This window comes from Bacillus sp. BML-BC051, assembly GCF_019656175.1.
Taxonomy (GTDB): Bacteria; Bacillota; Bacilli; order Bacillales; family Bacillaceae_G; genus Bacillus_A; species Bacillus_A mobilis.
In genome coordinates, this window is record NZ_BPLI01000034.1 from 89418 (window position 1) to 106236 (window position 16819).

Here is a 16819-nt window from a genome sequence, read left to right on the forward strand (position 1 = left end):
TCTTTATTTTGATTTACTAGCTTTTTGGAACAAGAAGGAAGTTTTCTCTTCTTCTTTTACAATACCTTGTTTTAACGCTAATTCTCCTGCAACTTTAGGCGCTAGCCATAGCATTGGGAATAACAGAATAGATACTGGGACAGCTGTTACTACGATGAATGATTGTAAGGCGTTAATACTTCCCTCACCCATGTATAAAAGAATCGCTGCAACTGCTCCCATAATAAGCGACCAAAACACTCGCAAGCTAATTCTAGGATCTCCATCTCCAGTCACTGCCATTGAAATTGAATAAGCCATTGAATCTCCTGTTGTCACTACAAATAAAATTGTTAATAAAAGAAATGCAGGTCCAATAATATTAGATAGTGGCAGTTGCTCTGTAATTGCAATCATAGCCGCTGGCATACCAGATTCACTTAATGCGGTCGAGATAGAACCAGGACTCATTAACTCATAAAACACACCTGATCCCCCTAGTATAGTAAACCAAAACGTTGTAATAATAGGTGCAATAATTCCAATTGCAACGATGATTTCTCGGATTGTTCTTCCTCTTGAAATACGGCTCACTAAAATTGCCATCATCGGTCCGTACCCAATAAACCATCCCCAGAAAAAGATTGTCCACGATCCTAACCAACCTGTATCACCACGATATGTGCTCATTGGAATAAATTCATTTATATAAAAGCCAAACGAAGAAACAAATGAATCGATAATAAATCCACCTGGTCCAAACAGTAATACGAATACCATTAATAAAACTGCTAACCTAACATTTAAATCACTTATAATTTGAATCCCTTTATCAATTCCTGTTACCGCAGATATAGTAGAAACAGCTACTACACAAACAATAATGGCTAATTGAGTAGTAAACACATCAGGAATGTCAAACAATGCTTGTAATCCATAACTTGCTTGTAGTCCTAAAAATCCGATTGGACCAATCGTCCCTGCAGCTACCGCAATAATTGCAAACACATCGATCGTTGTTCCAAGCCAACTCTTTCGCAATTTCTCTCCAAAAATAGGATATAAAAGCGTTCGAGGCTTTAATGGCATACCTTTATGATAATGTCCGTACATCATAACTACCGCACTAATTGTTCCTAAAATCGTCCAAGCGAGGAAACCCCAATGCATATAACTTTGTGCTAAAGCAGGCATTACTGCTTCTTTCGTTCCAGCAGTTATACCTTCATGTATTGGTGGCACCGTCATCAAATGGTACATCGGCTCTGCAGCTGCCCAAAAAACGCCACCTCCGGCAAGTAATGTAGACATAATAATAGCGAGCCATTTTGTCGTACTAATCTCAGGTTTTTCTAGCCCCCCAAGTTTAACTCTCCCATATTTTGAAAACGCCATACACATTGCTACAATAAATGTACCAATTAATAAAACCTGCCAAAAGGCACCAAAATATTTAATCGAAGCTGTAAAACTTCTATTAATGACTCCCTCTACGTAACTTTTATTTAAAATAACTGCAATTACAAATAATAAAAGTGAGCCACCACTAATAAGAAATACAGGCCAATCTGTTTTTCGACTCTTCATTCTCATTTACACTTCCTCCTTCCTCAGCAATCTAAAAAAACAACTTTATTATGTTTTATTATTTACACCCAAAACATAATGATTATATAAGCATAATAATTCATCGATTTTCTACACACTTATGTTGTCCCTAAAAATATGCTAAATCCCTTATTTAAAAGAAAATTTCTATTCCTATTACATAAAAAAGCAAAACAAAAGACCTTATATTTCTATAAGGTCTTCGAAACAGAAATTTGATTATAACATAAGGAACTCCTTGGTTCAAAAAGCCCCTTCCAAAAATAACCGATAGTAAAGGCTTCCATTTGCTACGTAACAGTAATTAAAAAAAATTATATTTTGCATAAAAAAACTATACTAAATATCATTTATGAAAGAAATTCGGCTTCAAAATTTCATTCGGATACGGTTTATGATAAATATGAGTGGTAGCTGGCGACAACGGTGGAATGAGCCACACCCAATTGCCAGTGACAACCCGTCCACATGATGCTTCTTGCTTCTCAAATTGTTGAAATTGTTGTGCAGCTGTATGATGATCTACAATACTAACTCCTTGTTTTTTGAAGGAATATAATACAGCAATATTCAACTCAATTAGTGCCTTGTCTTTCCATAACGTACCGTTTCTAGATGTATCTAACTCCATCATCTCCGCAACAGCCGGCAGTAAATTATAACGATCATGATCCGCTAAGTTACGAGCCCCAATCTCCGTTCCCATATACCATCCATTGAACGGAGCTGCTGTATAAGAAATACCGCCAATTTCTAAGCGCATATCTGAAATCATTGGAACCCCATACCATTTTGTTCCTAAAGATGAGATTGGGTACTCTGGATGTTCAATCGGTACCTCTTTCACTTCTTTTTTAGGAATTTCTTTATATACAGGTTCTTTTCCATCAACAGAAAATACAAGTGGCAATACATCGAAATTCGTACCTTCTCCTTGCCATCCAAGTTCCTGACACAAATCCGTAAACGTAGTGGAATGAGAGTCACCAATCACTCCCATTTCTGTTTTATATCCTGCATACCGAATCAATTGGTGATTATAAATTCGTATATTATTTTCTTCACCTTGATACTGCTTAAAAATTGTAATTGTCGGTTTCACTTTCCCATCGTTCGTTGCATATTTAACATGATGAATTAATGCATTATATACGCCTTCCTCATCATTTACTTCACGTGCATCTAATATGTGCATCTTACTCCAAAATAGTCTTCCGATACATCGATTACTATTGCGCCATGCCATTCGCGATCCATGAACAAGTTCTTCGAATGTATGCTCATACGTCCCCGTCTTCTCTATCTCAACTTGAATTTCTTTCACACGCTCTTCTATGAATTGCTCTTTATTAAGCTCTTTATAGCAAATCGTAATAAACTGACTCGCTTCCTCTATTAATTGTTTCGTTTTACTCATAAACAATCTCCTTCTATTTCAACAAAACGTTCTACTTTACAGTATAAGCAAAAAGAATACGAGTCACAAATGAAAGTCGAAGTGTTACTTTTATTGTAATATTTTTCAGAAAATTAAAGACATTACTATTGACTTACATAAAAAATAGGTGTATTTTTGACTCAGGTAAAGTTTTTTTACCTAGACCAACTTTTAAAAAGAAAGGAGGTAATGTTATGTCTTCATTTCAATTGCCAAAGCTTTCATATGACTATGATGAACTAGAGCCATATATCGATAGCAATACGCTTTCCATTCATCATGGAAAGCACCATGCGACATACGTAAATAACTTAAATGCCGCTTTAGAAAACTATACGGAATTACATAATAAGTCTTTAGAAGAGTTACTATGTAATTTAGACGTTTTACCAAATGAAATTGTTACAGCTGTAAGAAATAACGGTGGTGGTCACTATTGTCATAGTCTTTTTTGGGAAGTAATGAGCCCGCGGGGTGGCGGTGAGCCTAATGGAGACGTTGCAAAAGTAATTGATTATTATTTCAATACCTTTGACAACTTAAAAGATCAACTTTCCAAAGCAGCTGTTAGTCGTTTTGGAAGTGGCTATGGATGGCTTGTTATGGACGGTGAGGAACTTTCCGTTATGAGTACACCCAATCAAGATACACCTTTGCAAGAAGGTAAAATTCCATTACTCGTTATCGATGTATGGGAACACGCCTATTATTTAAAGTATCAAAATCGGCGTCCAGAATTTGTTACCAATTGGTGGCATACAGTGAACTGGGACCGGGTAAACGAAAAGTATTTACAAGCGATTCAATCACAAAAACATTAGTCGTGCGTATAAGGTAAATTTGGTAATGTAAAATTAGTATTGTCGAAATCCTCCAGAATCCCCCGGATTGCCACCGGGGGATTTATGATTATTTCATTGTATGTATGTAATAACGTAATACTTGTTCTATGTCTATTTTCAACTCTCGGAACGGGAATCCTAATTCACTAGCTTTTCCATTGTGTAATGTACAATTAATTACCTCATTGTAAGGCGCTACATTATCTCCTACTTCTTGAACGAGTGCTTTTATTCCCGTATTTTCTTCTATGAAATGAATGATTTCTCTAGTAGAAACTACTCCATTACTACAAGCATTGATTGGCCCTTCTATACTTTCCACCCCGCACCAAGCTAAAAATTGGCCTGCTTCTTCTTCATGTATAAACGACAACTCTCCATCTAAATGATTCACTACGACAGGCCCTTGCTTCACAATATGTTCAACGTAAAATTGTAACCTTTTCGTATAATCGTTTTCTCCAATAACAACTGGAAAACGCACTGCAACAACTGGGAATGTTGCTTGTTGAAATACAGTAGCTTCAGCTAATCGCTTGCCTTCACCATAATTAAAATTCTTCCTATCCCCATACGTAACGGCATACTCATACGGATTAAAGTTCTCTTCTAACAAGCCTATTGCTGGCTCGTAAACAGCCATTGAAGATGTCATAACGTATTTCTTCGTTTTTCCTCGTAACACTTCACATATTACCTTCGCTGCATTCGAGCTATAGCATAAATTATCGTATACGATATCATAACTTTTATCTTCTAGACGCTCTGCTAGTTGTTTTTCATCTTCTCTATCGACAATCAGCCTTTTTACTGCACTTCCAAAAGGATCTTCTGTAATCCCTCTCGTCGCAATCGTTACATCGTGTCCCTCTTGCAAAAGCACTTCTACTAAATGTTTACCAAAAAATCTTGTTCCCCCTAGCACCAATACTTTTTTCAAATTCATCATCCCCATTTTGATAAATTGTAAAATACTACCTCTCTATTATAAATGCTAATATATAAAAAGCATGGAATTCGTTTAACGATTCCATGCTTTTCTACAGAAAATATATTAACGTACTCGATATTTATAAATACAATAACAGAAGTATAAAATAGAAATTACGGATACATAAACCCATAGTTCATATACGAATCCCTCTCCCCATACTCCCATAAAATAAAAGAGTGAAGGCAACGTCAATGTTACCCATGATTGTACGAAGGCAATTCTTCCAAGATATTGATTGATATTCTTCTTTTGTGTATTTAATACAAAGAATAAATACCAAAGTAATGCCCACATAAACCATGTTAACGCATTAACAACATCGTGGAATTGAACAAATGAAACAACCATATAGAATAAAGCAATAATTGCTACCCACATACAAAACCATCCTAGACCACTACTATCCATTCCTTTTATAAAGGTAACACCTACATATAAATAGGTTAATCCAAATAAGAAAGTAGCTGCATATGAATACACTGTCCAATTGCTTTGGTCAGAAATCATGATCAAATAGAACGGAATAATAATTTGTAGTGCACCCACAAATAAATTAAAAACACCCGCACTTTTCATCTCTGCTTTTCCTAATATAACAAGACTATTTAAAAATAAAGCTGCACCCGAAAGTAATAATCCTACGTAACCCATATATCCTCATGTGAAAACCTTACATTTTCACACTGTACCCTCCCCGTCTTATAAAAGTTATATTATTCCTTATTCTCCTTCTTACTTACAACTACATACAAAGTTTTTTTGTAAATAAGTCAGACTTCCTACCTTAAAAAACAATAAAAAAACCCATGTCATACATGTCATACAGTAATGATGTCAATCGAAATGTACCACATAATAAAAACGCTTTCAATAATACGTAATCCAATCAAAAGGCTAATAAGATTATTTGATTATAAACGTACTTTAACAATGATACAAGTATTGGAATATTATTCAATATTACATTTTTTATCTCTATAAAAAATTGATAGAATAACGCATTCTCCTTATCTTACTCTATTAATGATTTACATAGAATATTGTACAATCATATTAAATTAGAAAGTTCTGATATTTATACCTCTTCATTATCCACATCAATCTGTTATTCTTTCAACAGGTGTATTAACAAGAGAGCCTGCAACAGTTTCAGCAGTAATAAACATTGTAAATTTAGATGAAGCTATTAATTTGTATGAAATTCGTATTTCTTATCCTCCTCACTCCAATATTATTGCAAATTGTTTCGGACGAAGCTTACCACCTTATACAAGCCAAGAAGGTAATACTGTGTATCATAAACAACTTGTTAAAATTAATGAAAATATTACGCGTCCATATTATCATCCATAGTAAATCTGATAACTGCTAAATCAATAATACTCTTTTTCCTACTCTAGAAAAAAGAGTATTATTGATCTCAGGGGACATATTCAGTACTATTTTAATTATTATAAATGTCATTTGGATTTATTGTAGGAATAAATCCATTTATAGTACTATATTTTTTTGATATATCATCTGGAGTTACAGTAAACGTTACAATTTTATTGCCCTGTTTTTTAAAATAACGCATCCAACCTTGGCTCCATTGATCTTCTGCAATAACTTGTTTATTAAAATCTTCCCATAGTACACCATGAATAAAATTTAAAGCTGCGCTTTTAATCGTTTCAAATCCCCAATTCTGTACAAGTAATAAATTAGAATCAACACTTTTAATTTCCTTTAATAAATTTACATAGGCCAATCTAAACTTTTCTTGTAAGACTGCCTGATCATAAAAATAATCATCAATATCACCAACAGTGTCTAAAAATACCCCATCTATACCTTTCCCAACAATTTGCTGTTTTACTTTGTTAATGATAATACTCCGGTAATGATTGTCAGCTAAATTCATAATATATGTATCCCACTTTTCAATTTTCATTTTTTCGCTGTCTCTATAATAATAATCTGACTCCATTACTTGTGATTTATGCCAAACTTCTAATTCTAAAACACTAACATAGCCGAGAACCACAGTTCCTGATTTTTTTAATTGTTGAACTTGCTCCCTTGTAAATGCATAAGGCTCGATAATAACCATGTCATACTTCGAAAGTCTTTTAATTACTTGCTCATTTGCTTCGCCATAATAAATTTTATAGCTTTTTACATTTTTCAAAACTGGATTCACAGCATTTACTTGCGCTGCTGTATTTGAAGAAAAAATAAACGAAAATATAGAAAAAAAACAGATGGAACGTTTCCAACTCATAATTGTATTACCTCCTATACTACTATAGTAATCTTTTCACTTTTTATACCTTGAAAATTTAGTGAAATATCTCTATTTTATAGAAATTTCTCAAAAGCAACATGAATTAACAAAATTTAGAATTTATTTCTCTTGAATTTACTATATCCCTATTGATAAAATAATTTGTATTCTGCAGAAAATATATATTTTAAAATACCTGTTTATTTTACTTCATGTATTATTCCTCGGAGCTAAATTGGTAAATGAAAGAAGGGGTCTATTTATGCACTATAAGCAATCCAATTTATTTATGAAATTAATTGAACCTACTATTCTCTTTATTGCTCTATTTGTTCTCTCAATATTAACCGATTTTTTTACATCTACACATGAATATTTCATACTTTTATTTATTACATTAATTATTTCTAGCCGATACGGTATATCGATCGCACTTTTCACATTTCTAGAATCAATAATTTATATTTTTATAAGGGGTATATATAAAGGCGATGATGTACTACTTTACTTTTATTCATCAGATGATTGGATAAGTTGGATTTTCTTGCTTGTGATTAGTTTATATTGCGGATTAATGAGTACTTCACAAAAAGAACGTTATGAAGATATACATATGGTAAATACTGAACTCAAATCTGAAAATAAAGAGCTAAAATATGTTATTAAACAATTGGATGAAACACGTATTACACTTCGTTCCCGTGTGCTTGAATCAAACAATCACTTATCTAAAATGTACCATATGTTCAAAGCCTTAAATCATACACATCCTGAAATTGTATTAGATGAAGGAATGAATGTATTAAAAACATATTTTGGTGCGGAAAAAATTGGTATCTATCACATAGATAACAATAAACAGTCTCTTCGCATTAAATTAAGATTTGAAACTGGTGAAAACACTTTACCTCAATCAATTTTTGTTAAGAACTCTTCATCAGTCATCAAAAATGCGTTAGCTCATAATCGACCGTTTTTCCGTACAGAAGGAGATTCTCAAGACGCACCACTTTTAGTTGGTCCTGTCTTATTCCAAGATAATGTACAATACATCATTATTTTAGATGAAATAGAATTCTCCAAAATCACTTCTGAACAATTCGAACTTTTCACATGGTATTTACGCTGGATGGGCGACCGTTTACAAAACGCTTCTAATATTTGGATATCTAGTCAAGAAGAGCGTACATTCCCTAAAACAAGTATTTACTATGAAGACGAATTTGAACATTTATTAAAAATCGAACAAAAACGTTACGAAACATTATCATATCCATATTCCTATTTTGAGTTCCATGCATCACAAGATTCTTTACAAGTAATAAATTCAATCTTAAAAGCACATTTACGTGATATTGATATCTTCAGTTATAGCACAACCCATCAAAAAATCATGATTTTATTGCCTGGTACCGAAGAAAAGTTTTTATTACAAGTTAAAACCCGTATACAAAATGCGCTCACTGCTGAAGGAGTGATATTCTAATGATTTTCCTCCTTCTTTATATTATATATGCTATTTTAATTTTTCTCTTATTTCGATTTACGAAAGGTTTAATTACAGAAAATAAAAAAGGAATTATTGAGTTTTGCTTAATTGTCTCTCTTCTGTTTCCACTTCTTGGGCTTATTGTATCAGTAATCATGTTATTACTTAATATAAAACGTTCCAAAACAGAGTGGTTACAACAGTATTCTGATTATGTTTCCTTTCAAGTTGATAATTATGAAGATATTTTGGAATCAGCTAAACAAGATATGGACCTTATTTCATTTTCCTCTGGATTAGAAATTGATAAACCGGAGTTACATAAACAACTAATTGTACAATTAAGTTCTTCTACCATTTCTAATGAAGGTGGATTATTGAAAGAAGCAATTCATCATAAAGATCCTGAAACTGTACATTATGCTGCGACTACGATTAATTTACTAAATGAACGTTATGAAAAACAGATTGGATACTTAAATAAACAATTTCTGCAGCATCCCCAAAACGAAATTGCAGAAGAATTGGTTTCTAATTACTTAAGGTATATAGAAAGTGGCCTACTTTCTAATCAACAAAAAGAAAATATAATTAATGAATTTATGAGTTTCATTATAAAAAGTATAGAATTTTTCCCTAACGAATTGCTCTACTCTTTCCAACTTGGAAATCTACTTCTATACAAAAAACAATATGTAGAATCCGAAGAACAATTTTCACACCTTATCCACCTTAATCCTGAATCATATTACGGTTATGTCGGATTACTGGAACTATACTACGAACAACAATTATGGGACAAACTTTACAAATTAATTGATAATCTAACATTTACAAAAAAAGTTCATATTCTACCACGTAAGTATCAGTTATTTGTAGAGCAGTTTGGAGGCATACACATTGAAGAAGAGCATTAATATATATATTGGGATTATCAGTATTACTTTACTTCTCCTAATTATATCTATCTTAATATATCGAACAGATAATTTTTATAGAATTTTTTCTGTTCCTAAAACTAAGGAAACAACTGCCGTTAAAACAGTAACGGCGAAAAATGTAAATCCAAATGGCCAAGAAATGCAATTCTACGTTTTAACGACGGATAATAAATTAGGGGAACAAGTTACGTTTCATACAAAAAAGGCAATGGACTATGCCCACCTACATTATAAAGACATTACAGCTAATGAAATTAAGACACTTACTCCCTCTCCTTATACAGGAATCATTATTACAGGTGAAGGAATGACACAACTACCACAAGCCGATATCCAAAATTTTGTACAGTTGGGTGGAAAACTTATTATTGCCAATCGGCTCGATTCAGATCCTTCCTGGAACCCCCTATTTGGCATTAACCAAAAAAAGGGATTCACAGATGCAAAGGGATTAAATTTTGAACAAGTTTTATTCCCTGGTTACCCTGATCTCTCAAGTTCTTCTCCATTGTTTACTCATAGCTCAATGAGTATTACGCTAGATGAGAATACAACTAACACTTGGATTACGGCAGAAGATACTCCCATCCTTTGGACCAATGACTACGGTGAAGGAAAAGTTTTATATTGGAATACAACAGCATTGAACGATAAATTAGGTAGAGGTATGTTCGTTCAATCACTGGGTACTATTTTTCCGACTTTCGCTACAGCACAACTTGGAGCGGAGATTATGTATATTGATGACTTCCCATCTCCAATTCCAAGTGGAGAACTAAAAAACTTAACAACAGAAAAAATTTCTGTTGAAGAATTTTATAAAAAACATTGGTGGAAAAATATGAAGGATATCTCTGAAGAACTTGATATTAAATATACGGGTGTTGCAATTGGGACATACCAAAATAAAGTAACGCCACCTTTTGAAGATTTCACAGGTAAAAATAGAAATACATATTTATTATTTGGGAGAGAATTATTAAGTCACGGTGGAGAAATCGGTATTCATGGCTATAACCATCAACCTTTATTATTACCACCAGATCCAGTAGATAAAGCACTTGAATATGTTCCATGGAATTCAAAAGAAGATATGGAGAGCTCCTTAGATGCTCTACAAAAACTCGTGTATAACTTCTTTCCAAACGAAAAACTAAAAACCTATGTACCACCATCCAATATTATAAATACAACTGGATTAAGTGCATTAAACGACGCGGTTCCAACTATGGAAACGGTTGCTTCTCTATATGTGGGAAGTAAAAGTAACGGCAGTTTAATTCAAGAATTTGGACCAGATGAACACAACAAAAACATTTATCACTTCCCGCGTATTACGAGTGGCTATGCTATCCCAGATGAAGAACAATTTATTTTAGCTGATGTTACCGCAAATTTAGGGGTTATCTCACATTTCGTCCATCCAGATGATATCCTTGACGAAAAACGCTCGGGTAATCTAACATGGGAAGAATTATTTAAAGCTTATAAAACGACAATTAAAGAAATACGCGAAAGATATCCTTATATAAAAAGTATGACTCAAAGCGAAGCAACTACTTCCATGAAAATTTATCAAACTGGTGATTTAGCTGTTTCTTATGAAGATGATGCTGTTCATATTGCATATAAAGGGTTACCAAACCATACTGCAACAATTATACGTGTAGAAGAAGGAAAGAAATTGAAAACCGGTTCATTCCCATACGGTACAGTTACAAAACTAGATTCACAAATTTATAGCGTTATATTGAAAAAAGCCAACGCTACAATTCCAATTAAAGGAGCATAGCAGATGAGAATAGGTTTAGTCGTTGAAGGAAGTTATCCTTTTGTCAGTGGCGGAGTAGCAAGCTGGGTACAAATGATCATCCAGCAATTTAAAGAACATGAATTCACCATTTTTGCGATCGTACCGCAAGTAAAAACAGAAGAGGAATATCAATATGAAATTCCTAGTAATGTAAAAGATATTATTATGATTCCCTTACAACTAGAAAATAACTCAAAACATGTAAAAACCAATTTAACTACCGATGAAGTACAAACACTCCAAAAATGGTTTACATTCCAAGCTAACGACACAACAGCATTACAAATATTAGGAAACAAGCAAAAGCTAGGAACACTGCATTCCTTCTTCGAAAGTCGTGAGTTTTATGAAATAGTGAAAAAAAGTTATTTGTATGAAGAAAGTAGTGGTTCTTTCTTAAATTACTTTTGGATGTGGAGATCTATGTTCACACCAATCATTCAAATTTTACAAATTGATTTTCCTGAATTAGATCTTATTCATTCTGTATCTACAGGTTATGGTGGGCTCCTTGGGGCTGCAATTAGTGCCAAGTCTGACATACCATTTATTCTAACAGAGCATGGTATTTATTCGCGGGAACGTGAGGAGGAAATACTCCAATCAACGTGGATACCAATTGAATACAAAAAAAGGTGGGTTTCTTTCTTCCACCATTTATCTCACCAAGCATATGAACAAGCTACAGATGTAATTACGTTATTCGGCCGGAATAGTGCATATCAAAAAGACTTAGGCGCTCCGGCCCATAAACTAAAAATTGTTCCAAATGGCGTTACTTTATCTGACTATAAAGGGCTACGTAAACCAAAATATAATTCGGATAAACTCATTATTTCTGCTATTATACGAGTTGTCCCAATTAAAGATGTAAAAACAATGATTTATGCAGCTAAATTATTATTAGAAAAAGATATTCCATTTATATTCTACTTATTAGGTCCTGATACAGAAGAACCTGAGTATGCTCAAGAATGTCGTGATTTAATTCAGCAACTTGGATTAAAAGAGCATGTAATAATGACTGGTAGAGTAAATATTAAAGATTACTTAAAACAAACGGATATTCTCGTATTAACTAGTATATCTGAAGGACAACCACTAGCTATGTTAGAAGGAATGGCATCCGGATTACCATGGGTTGTTACAGATGTTGGTTCTTGTAAAGAATTAATTTATGGACAAGATGAAGACCCTTACGGCCAATGTGGCTTTGTTGTACCACCTGTATCTCCTGAACAAGTTGCCACTCACTTAGAATGGTATTATCGTCACCCTGAATCCATTCATCAATTCGGAAACAATGGGCGTAATCGTATTGAAGCATATTATCAATTATCAGGTGTTGTTGATAGTTATCGTAAGCTTTATTCAGAAAGGGGTGCAAAAACATGGCAGGCATAGGATTTCGATTACAAAAATTATTTCAAGAAGACTACTATTCTTCAAGGGTAAAAGCTTATGGATTTTCGTTATTTGTTACAGCTGGTCCTTGGTTAGTCGTTATTTTAGCAGTAACAGCTATTCGATACATTTTAAGTTTATTTCATTCTATTTCAATTGAAGAACAGCGCCTTTTCACTATTTCAATTTCATATTGCTTTATTTTTTCTCAAATTATATACGGGGCATTGCGCTCATTGTAACTAGATATGTAGCTGACCTTTTATACGAACAAAAAGCTGATAAAGTATTTTCTTCATTTTTAGGAATGACGAAAATCACACTTTTTTTAGCTATTATGTTATGGCTTTTGTTTGCATTTTTTACACCATTGGCCTTGTATTATAAAATCGTGATGCTATTTTTATTTTTAGCTTTAAATATCATTTGGATTCAGTCCATTTATTTAACAGCAGCTAAAGATTATCAATCAATTGCCCTTGCATTTTTAATCGGCTCCATTTTTTCTCTATCCGGAATTGCACTAATAGCTTACTGGCATCCTACACTTGGGCTAGAACATGGCTCTGCCCTATTGCTTTTAATTTCTTTTACACTCGGTACTTTCATTACACTAGTATGGTTAAGTATCGTTATTGTACGAATGTTTCCAAATAGTGATGCTACTGAACAATTTACCTTTCTTTCTTATTTAGATAAATATCCAGAGTTATTTTGGTCAAGCCTATTTTACAATGTGGGTATTTGGGTATGTAATTTTGTTATTTGGTTTGGAGAAGGGCGAGGAAATATTGAAGATACCTTTATTTATCATCAAATCTATGATACTTCTGTTTTCTGGGCGTATTTAAGTATTATTCCAACCTATATTTTCTTTGTAGTATCCATTGAAACCAGATTTTATGAAAGATATAAAAAGTTCTTCGGCTCGGTAAATAATGGCGGAACATTAAATACGCTTTTACAATTGAAAGATTCCATGAACTTTGTCTTAAAGCAGGAAATGGAACGTATACTTCGTAATCAAGGTATTTTTTCTTTACTTATTATTTTTATAATATGGATTTTTAGTTCACAGTCTGGAAACACAACACTTAATTACTCTATTCTGCAACTAACTATAGTTGGTGCTTATGCAAATGGAATGGTGCTCGTTATTACGTTACTACTCCTATACTTTGAGGATCGTAAAGGGGCATTTCGAACATCAGCTATTTTCTTTTTTGCAAACCTGTTATTAAGCCTTCTCTTGCTTCCATTCGGATTCAATGGTTACGGCATTAGTTTTGCAGTTGGATCCTCTATTACATTCCTATATGGTATTTCTAGACTCTTTACTTACATTAAAGATATTGATTATTATACATTTTGTCAGTCAAATATTCCTATAAAGCAGCGAACTTTTTTTACCAAATTAGCTAATAAACATAAAGAGAAAAAAATGACCTTTTGCTTATGCAAAGGTCATTTTTGTATCTATATATTAAACTTCTAAATAGCCATTTTTATTATTTGATTGCCATCTCCAAGAATCTGCACACATCTCTTCTAATCCACGTTTTGCTTCCCAGCCTAATTCACGCTTCGCTTTCGACGCATCCGCAAAACATACTGCCACATCACCAGGACGACGCTCCGTAATTTTATAAGGAACTTTTTTGCATGAAACCTTTTCAAATGCTTCAATCATCTCTATTACACTATACCCCGTACCTGTGCCCAGATTATAAGCATCTACTCCTGTTGTATTCAGTACTTTCTCTAGCGCTTTTACGTGACCTTGTGCTAAGTCTACAACATGAATGTAATCACGGACGCCCGTTCCATCTTTTGTTGGGTAGTCATTTCCAAATACACTTAATTCTTTTAATTTCCCTACCGCTACTTGTGTTACATATGGCATTAAGTTATTTGGAATTCCATTTGGATTTTCTCCAATACGCCCACTTTCATGTGCACCAAATGGATTGAAATAGCGAAGTAGTGCAATACTCCATTCCTCATCTGCAAATGCTACATCACGCATCATCTGTTCAATCATTAATTTCGTTTGACCATATGGATTTGTTGCACTTAATGGAAATTCTTCCGTAATTGGTGATGTTTCTGGAATGCCATATACCGTTGCAGATGAACTAAAAATCATCTTCTTCACATTACGCTTTTGCATCACTTCACATAACACTAATGTGCTAATAATATTATTATGATAATACGTTAATGGCTTTGCTACCGATTCTCCTACAGCTTTTAAACCTGCAAAGTGAATGACAGCTTCAATTGTATTTTCCTCAAAAATTTTATTCAATGCCTCGTAATTCACAAGATCCTCTTTATAAAACTTAAATTTTTTTCCTGTTAACTCTTTCACTCGATTGATAGACTCTACTGAGCTGTTTGACAAATTATCTACTACAATAATTTCATAATCATTATTCAGTAATTCTACGCATGTATGACTACCAATATATCCTGCTCCACCTGTTACAAGTACTGCCATAATTTTAGTCCCCCATATCATCTTTAATATGAATTAACCAAATTATACCATGTATCCCTTGTTATATGTTTATTATGTGAACACAGAAACATACATTTTATTCTATACAGGAGTCCACTTAAACAATTAAAAAATGCCACATAACTAAAATCATGTGGCATTTTTTAATTAAATTACGTAACAATATACACTTAAAAAGTGGGCAAGGCTTCCCAATAACACGAACACGTGAAAAATTTCATGATGCCCCATATGTTTAAACTCTAACCATTTTGGCTTTGTTCCATAAATAAATCCACCAATCGTATAAAGAATGCCTCCAAGTACTAGCAGCACGATACCTCCTGCACTTAAGTTAGCAGCTAACGGTGCAAAGAACAGAACAATTAACCAGCCCATTGTAATATAAATTGCTGTTGATAACCATCTCGGACAACTAAACCAAAACATTTTAAAAACAATACCACAAATGGCCGTTGCATACACTAAACAAAATAATAATAAACCGTTTGCGGAATGTAATGTAATTAAACAAAATGGTGCATATGTACCTGCAATCAATATAAAGATCATAGAGTGATCAAGCTTCCGAAAGAAATAAATAACACGTTCACTGGCTACAACACTATGATATACAGCTGATGCTGTATACAGAACCATCATTCCGATGCCAAACAAAATAACAGCTGTAATTGCCGCAAAAGATGGCGTCTTAATAGAAACTTTTACAAGCATAGCTAATAATGCAATAAATGATAATACGGCTCCTCCCAAGTGGGTAAAAGCATTAACCGGTTCTCTTATATAAGCATTCATATATACACCCCTCATATAATTACATGTAGTTTTAATAACTACATGTAATTATATACGCATTATTATTAGAGGTCAACATTTACAATTCATTTGTTTCGTAATACCATATTTAGAGATAAACTAAACATTATGCTCCACTAAGTTATAAAAGTGAGGGGTTCCACGTGGAAAATATAAACAAATTGCTTGAAGCATTACATTTAGAAAAAAATATTACACTTGAGGATATTCCAAATGTCGACTTGTATGTAGACCAGGTTGTCCAACTATTTGAAAATACTTATGCGGATACAACAAGAACCGATGATGAAAAAGTACTAACAAAAACAATGATTAACAATTACGCAAAAGGGAAACTGTTTATTCCAATCAAAAATAAAAAATACTCAAAAGATCATATGATTTTAATTAGCTTAATTTATCAATTAAAAGGGGCCCTTTCCATTAATGACATAAAAAGCTCCTTAGAAAATATAAATGAATCCTTATTAAGCGATGATTCATTCGAATTAAATACGCTATATAAAGATTATCTTTCTCTTACCGAAAACAACGTCGAAAGCTTTACACAAGACGTAAATAACCGTGTTTCAGAAGTAAGTGAGATTTCTTCTTTAGAAGATCCGAACCTAGAGAAATTTTTATTACTAACATCATTTGTGTCGATGAGTAATATGTATAGGCGCTTAGCTGAGAAGTTGATTGATGATTTAGAAGAAGCCTAATAAC

Annotated in this window: 14 protein-coding genes and 1 pseudogene; 8 read left to right on the plus strand and 7 right to left on the minus strand. The window is 33.3% G+C overall.

The window, feature by feature from the left end; all coding sequences use genetic code 11:
• Positions 1-3: 3 nt before the first annotated feature.
• Together K5S59_RS15635 and K5S59_RS15640 are read right to left on the minus strand one after the other, a co-directional pair.
• Positions 4-1572: a BCCT family transporter gene (locus tag K5S59_RS15635; RefSeq protein ID WP_098872833.1), complete on the minus strand. Its 1569-nt coding sequence runs from the start codon at positions 1570-1572 to the stop codon at positions 4-6.
• Between the two features lie 361 nt (positions 1573-1933).
• Positions 1934-3004, minus strand: a complete 1071-nt coding sequence (locus tag K5S59_RS15640) for a nitric oxide synthase oxygenase (RefSeq protein ID WP_120451066.1) — start codon at positions 3002-3004, stop codon at positions 1934-1936.
• Between the two features lie 215 nt (positions 3005-3219).
• Here K5S59_RS15640 and sodA point away from each other — a divergent pair, with 215 nt between their 5' ends.
• Positions 3220-3846 (plus strand): superoxide dismutase [Mn], encoded by a 627-nt coding sequence (gene sodA / locus K5S59_RS15645; RefSeq protein ID WP_000094056.1) that lies wholly within the window; start codon positions 3220-3222, stop codon positions 3844-3846.
• Between the two features lie 88 nt (positions 3847-3934).
• Here the strand turns inward: sodA and K5S59_RS15650 are convergent, their stop codons facing one another.
• Together K5S59_RS15650 and K5S59_RS15655 are read right to left on the minus strand one after the other, a co-directional pair.
• The gene (locus K5S59_RS15650) at positions 3935-4822 is read right to left on the minus strand and encodes an NAD-dependent epimerase/dehydratase family protein (protein ID WP_120451067.1); all 888 of its coding nucleotides are present in this window, start codon (positions 4820-4822) and stop codon (positions 3935-3937) included.
• 99 nt (positions 4823-4921) lie between these two features.
• A complete protein-coding gene (locus tag K5S59_RS15655) occupies positions 4922-5512 on the minus strand; it encodes an AmiS/UreI family transporter (protein WP_000542574.1) in 591 nt (196 codons plus the stop codon).
• A gap of 426 nt (positions 5513-5938) precedes the next feature.
• Between K5S59_RS15655 and K5S59_RS15660 the strand changes: the two genes are divergently transcribed.
• Positions 5939-6214, plus strand: a complete 276-nt coding sequence (locus K5S59_RS15660; RefSeq protein WP_033656240.1) for a hypothetical protein — start codon at positions 5939-5941, stop codon at positions 6212-6214.
• A gap of 91 nt (positions 6215-6305) precedes the next feature.
• On the opposite strand, the gene K5S59_RS15665 is transcribed toward K5S59_RS15660, so the two are convergent.
• Positions 6306-7124 (minus strand): endo alpha-1,4 polygalactosaminidase, encoded by an 819-nt coding sequence (locus tag K5S59_RS15665; protein ID WP_120451068.1) that lies wholly within the window; start codon positions 7122-7124, stop codon positions 6306-6308.
• 265 nt (positions 7125-7389) lie between these two features.
• Here K5S59_RS15665 and K5S59_RS15670 point away from each other — a divergent pair, with 265 nt between their 5' ends.
• The 5 genes and pseudogenes from K5S59_RS15670 to pelG all read left to right on the plus strand — a co-directional run bounded on the left by K5S59_RS15670 (position 7390) and on the right by pelG (position 14269).
• Positions 7390-8613: a GAF domain-containing protein gene (locus tag K5S59_RS15670; RefSeq protein WP_120451069.1), complete on the plus strand. Its 1224-nt coding sequence runs from the start codon at positions 7390-7392 to the stop codon at positions 8611-8613.
• Positions 8613-9533, plus strand: a complete 921-nt coding sequence (locus K5S59_RS15675) for a tetratricopeptide repeat protein (protein ID WP_000576663.1) — start codon at positions 8613-8615, stop codon at positions 9531-9533. The genes K5S59_RS15670 and K5S59_RS15675 overlap by 1 nt, the downstream gene beginning before the upstream one ends.
• Positions 9517-11349, plus strand: a complete 1833-nt coding sequence (locus tag K5S59_RS15680) for a DUF2194 domain-containing protein (RefSeq protein WP_120451070.1) — start codon at positions 9517-9519, stop codon at positions 11347-11349. Before K5S59_RS15675 ends, K5S59_RS15680 begins: the two co-directional genes overlap by 17 nt.
• Before the next feature lie 3 nt (positions 11350-11352).
• The gene (gene pelF / locus K5S59_RS15685; protein ID WP_120451071.1) at positions 11353-12774 is read left to right on the plus strand and encodes a GT4 family glycosyltransferase PelF; all 1422 of its coding nucleotides are present in this window, start codon (positions 11353-11355) and stop codon (positions 12772-12774) included.
• Positions 12762-14269: pseudogene (pelG, locus tag K5S59_RS15690) on the plus strand (exopolysaccharide Pel transporter PelG). The gene pelF and the pseudogene pelG overlap by 13 nt, the downstream one beginning before the upstream one ends.
• On the opposite strand, the gene galE reads toward pelG, so the two are convergent.
• Together galE and trhA are read right to left on the minus strand one after the other, a co-directional pair.
• The gene (gene galE, locus K5S59_RS15695; RefSeq protein WP_098257952.1) at positions 14258-15274 is read right to left on the minus strand and encodes a UDP-glucose 4-epimerase GalE; all 1017 of its coding nucleotides are present in this window, start codon (positions 15272-15274) and stop codon (positions 14258-14260) included. The pseudogene pelG and the gene galE overlap by 12 nt on opposite strands.
• A gap of 168 nt (positions 15275-15442) precedes the next feature.
• Positions 15443-16090 carry a PAQR family membrane homeostasis protein TrhA gene (gene trhA / locus K5S59_RS15700; RefSeq protein ID WP_000995322.1) on the minus strand — a complete coding sequence of 216 codons (648 nt, stop codon included), beginning with the start codon at positions 16088-16090 and terminating at the stop codon, positions 15443-15445.
• Positions 16091-16254: 164 nt separating this feature from the next.
• Here trhA and K5S59_RS15705 point away from each other — a divergent pair, with 164 nt between their 5' ends.
• Positions 16255-16815, plus strand: a complete 561-nt coding sequence (locus K5S59_RS15705; protein WP_098872831.1) for a DUF1836 domain-containing protein — start codon at positions 16255-16257, stop codon at positions 16813-16815.
• Positions 16816-16819 lie beyond the last annotated feature (4 nt).

Excerpts from the sequence above, each read along its gene's own strand:
- trhA (WP_000995322.1), bottom strand. The coding sequence starts at position 16,090 with ATGAATGCTTATATAAGAGAACCGGTTAATGCTTTTACCCACTTGGGA.
- K5S59_RS15670 (WP_120451069.1), top strand. The coding sequence starts at position 7,390 with ATGCACTATAAGCAATCCAATTTATTTATGAAATTAATTGAACCTACT.
- K5S59_RS15635 (WP_098872833.1), bottom strand. The coding sequence starts at position 1,572 with ATGAGAATGAAGAGTCGAAAAACAGATTGGCCTGTATTTCTTATTAGT.
- K5S59_RS15675 (WP_000576663.1), top strand. The coding sequence starts at position 8,613 with ATGATTTTCCTCCTTCTTTATATTATATATGCTATTTTAATTTTTCTC.
- K5S59_RS15655 (WP_000542574.1), bottom strand. The coding sequence starts at position 5,512 with ATGGGTTACGTAGGATTATTACTTTCGGGTGCAGCTTTATTTTTAAAT.
- sodA (WP_000094056.1), top strand. The coding sequence starts at position 3,220 with ATGTCTTCATTTCAATTGCCAAAGCTTTCATATGACTATGATGAACTA.
- K5S59_RS15650 (WP_120451067.1), bottom strand. The coding sequence starts at position 4,822 with ATGGGGATGATGAATTTGAAAAAAGTATTGGTGCTAGGGGGAACAAGA.
- K5S59_RS15665 (WP_120451068.1), bottom strand. The coding sequence starts at position 7,124 with ATGAGTTGGAAACGTTCCATCTGTTTTTTTTCTATATTTTCGTTTATT.
- galE (WP_098257952.1), bottom strand. The coding sequence starts at position 15,274 with ATGGCAGTACTTGTAACAGGTGGAGCAGGATATATTGGTAGTCATACA.
- K5S59_RS15640 (WP_120451066.1), bottom strand. The coding sequence starts at position 3,004 with ATGAGTAAAACGAAACAATTAATAGAGGAAGCGAGTCAGTTTATTACG.
- pelF (WP_120451071.1), top strand. The coding sequence starts at position 11,353 with ATGAGAATAGGTTTAGTCGTTGAAGGAAGTTATCCTTTTGTCAGTGGC.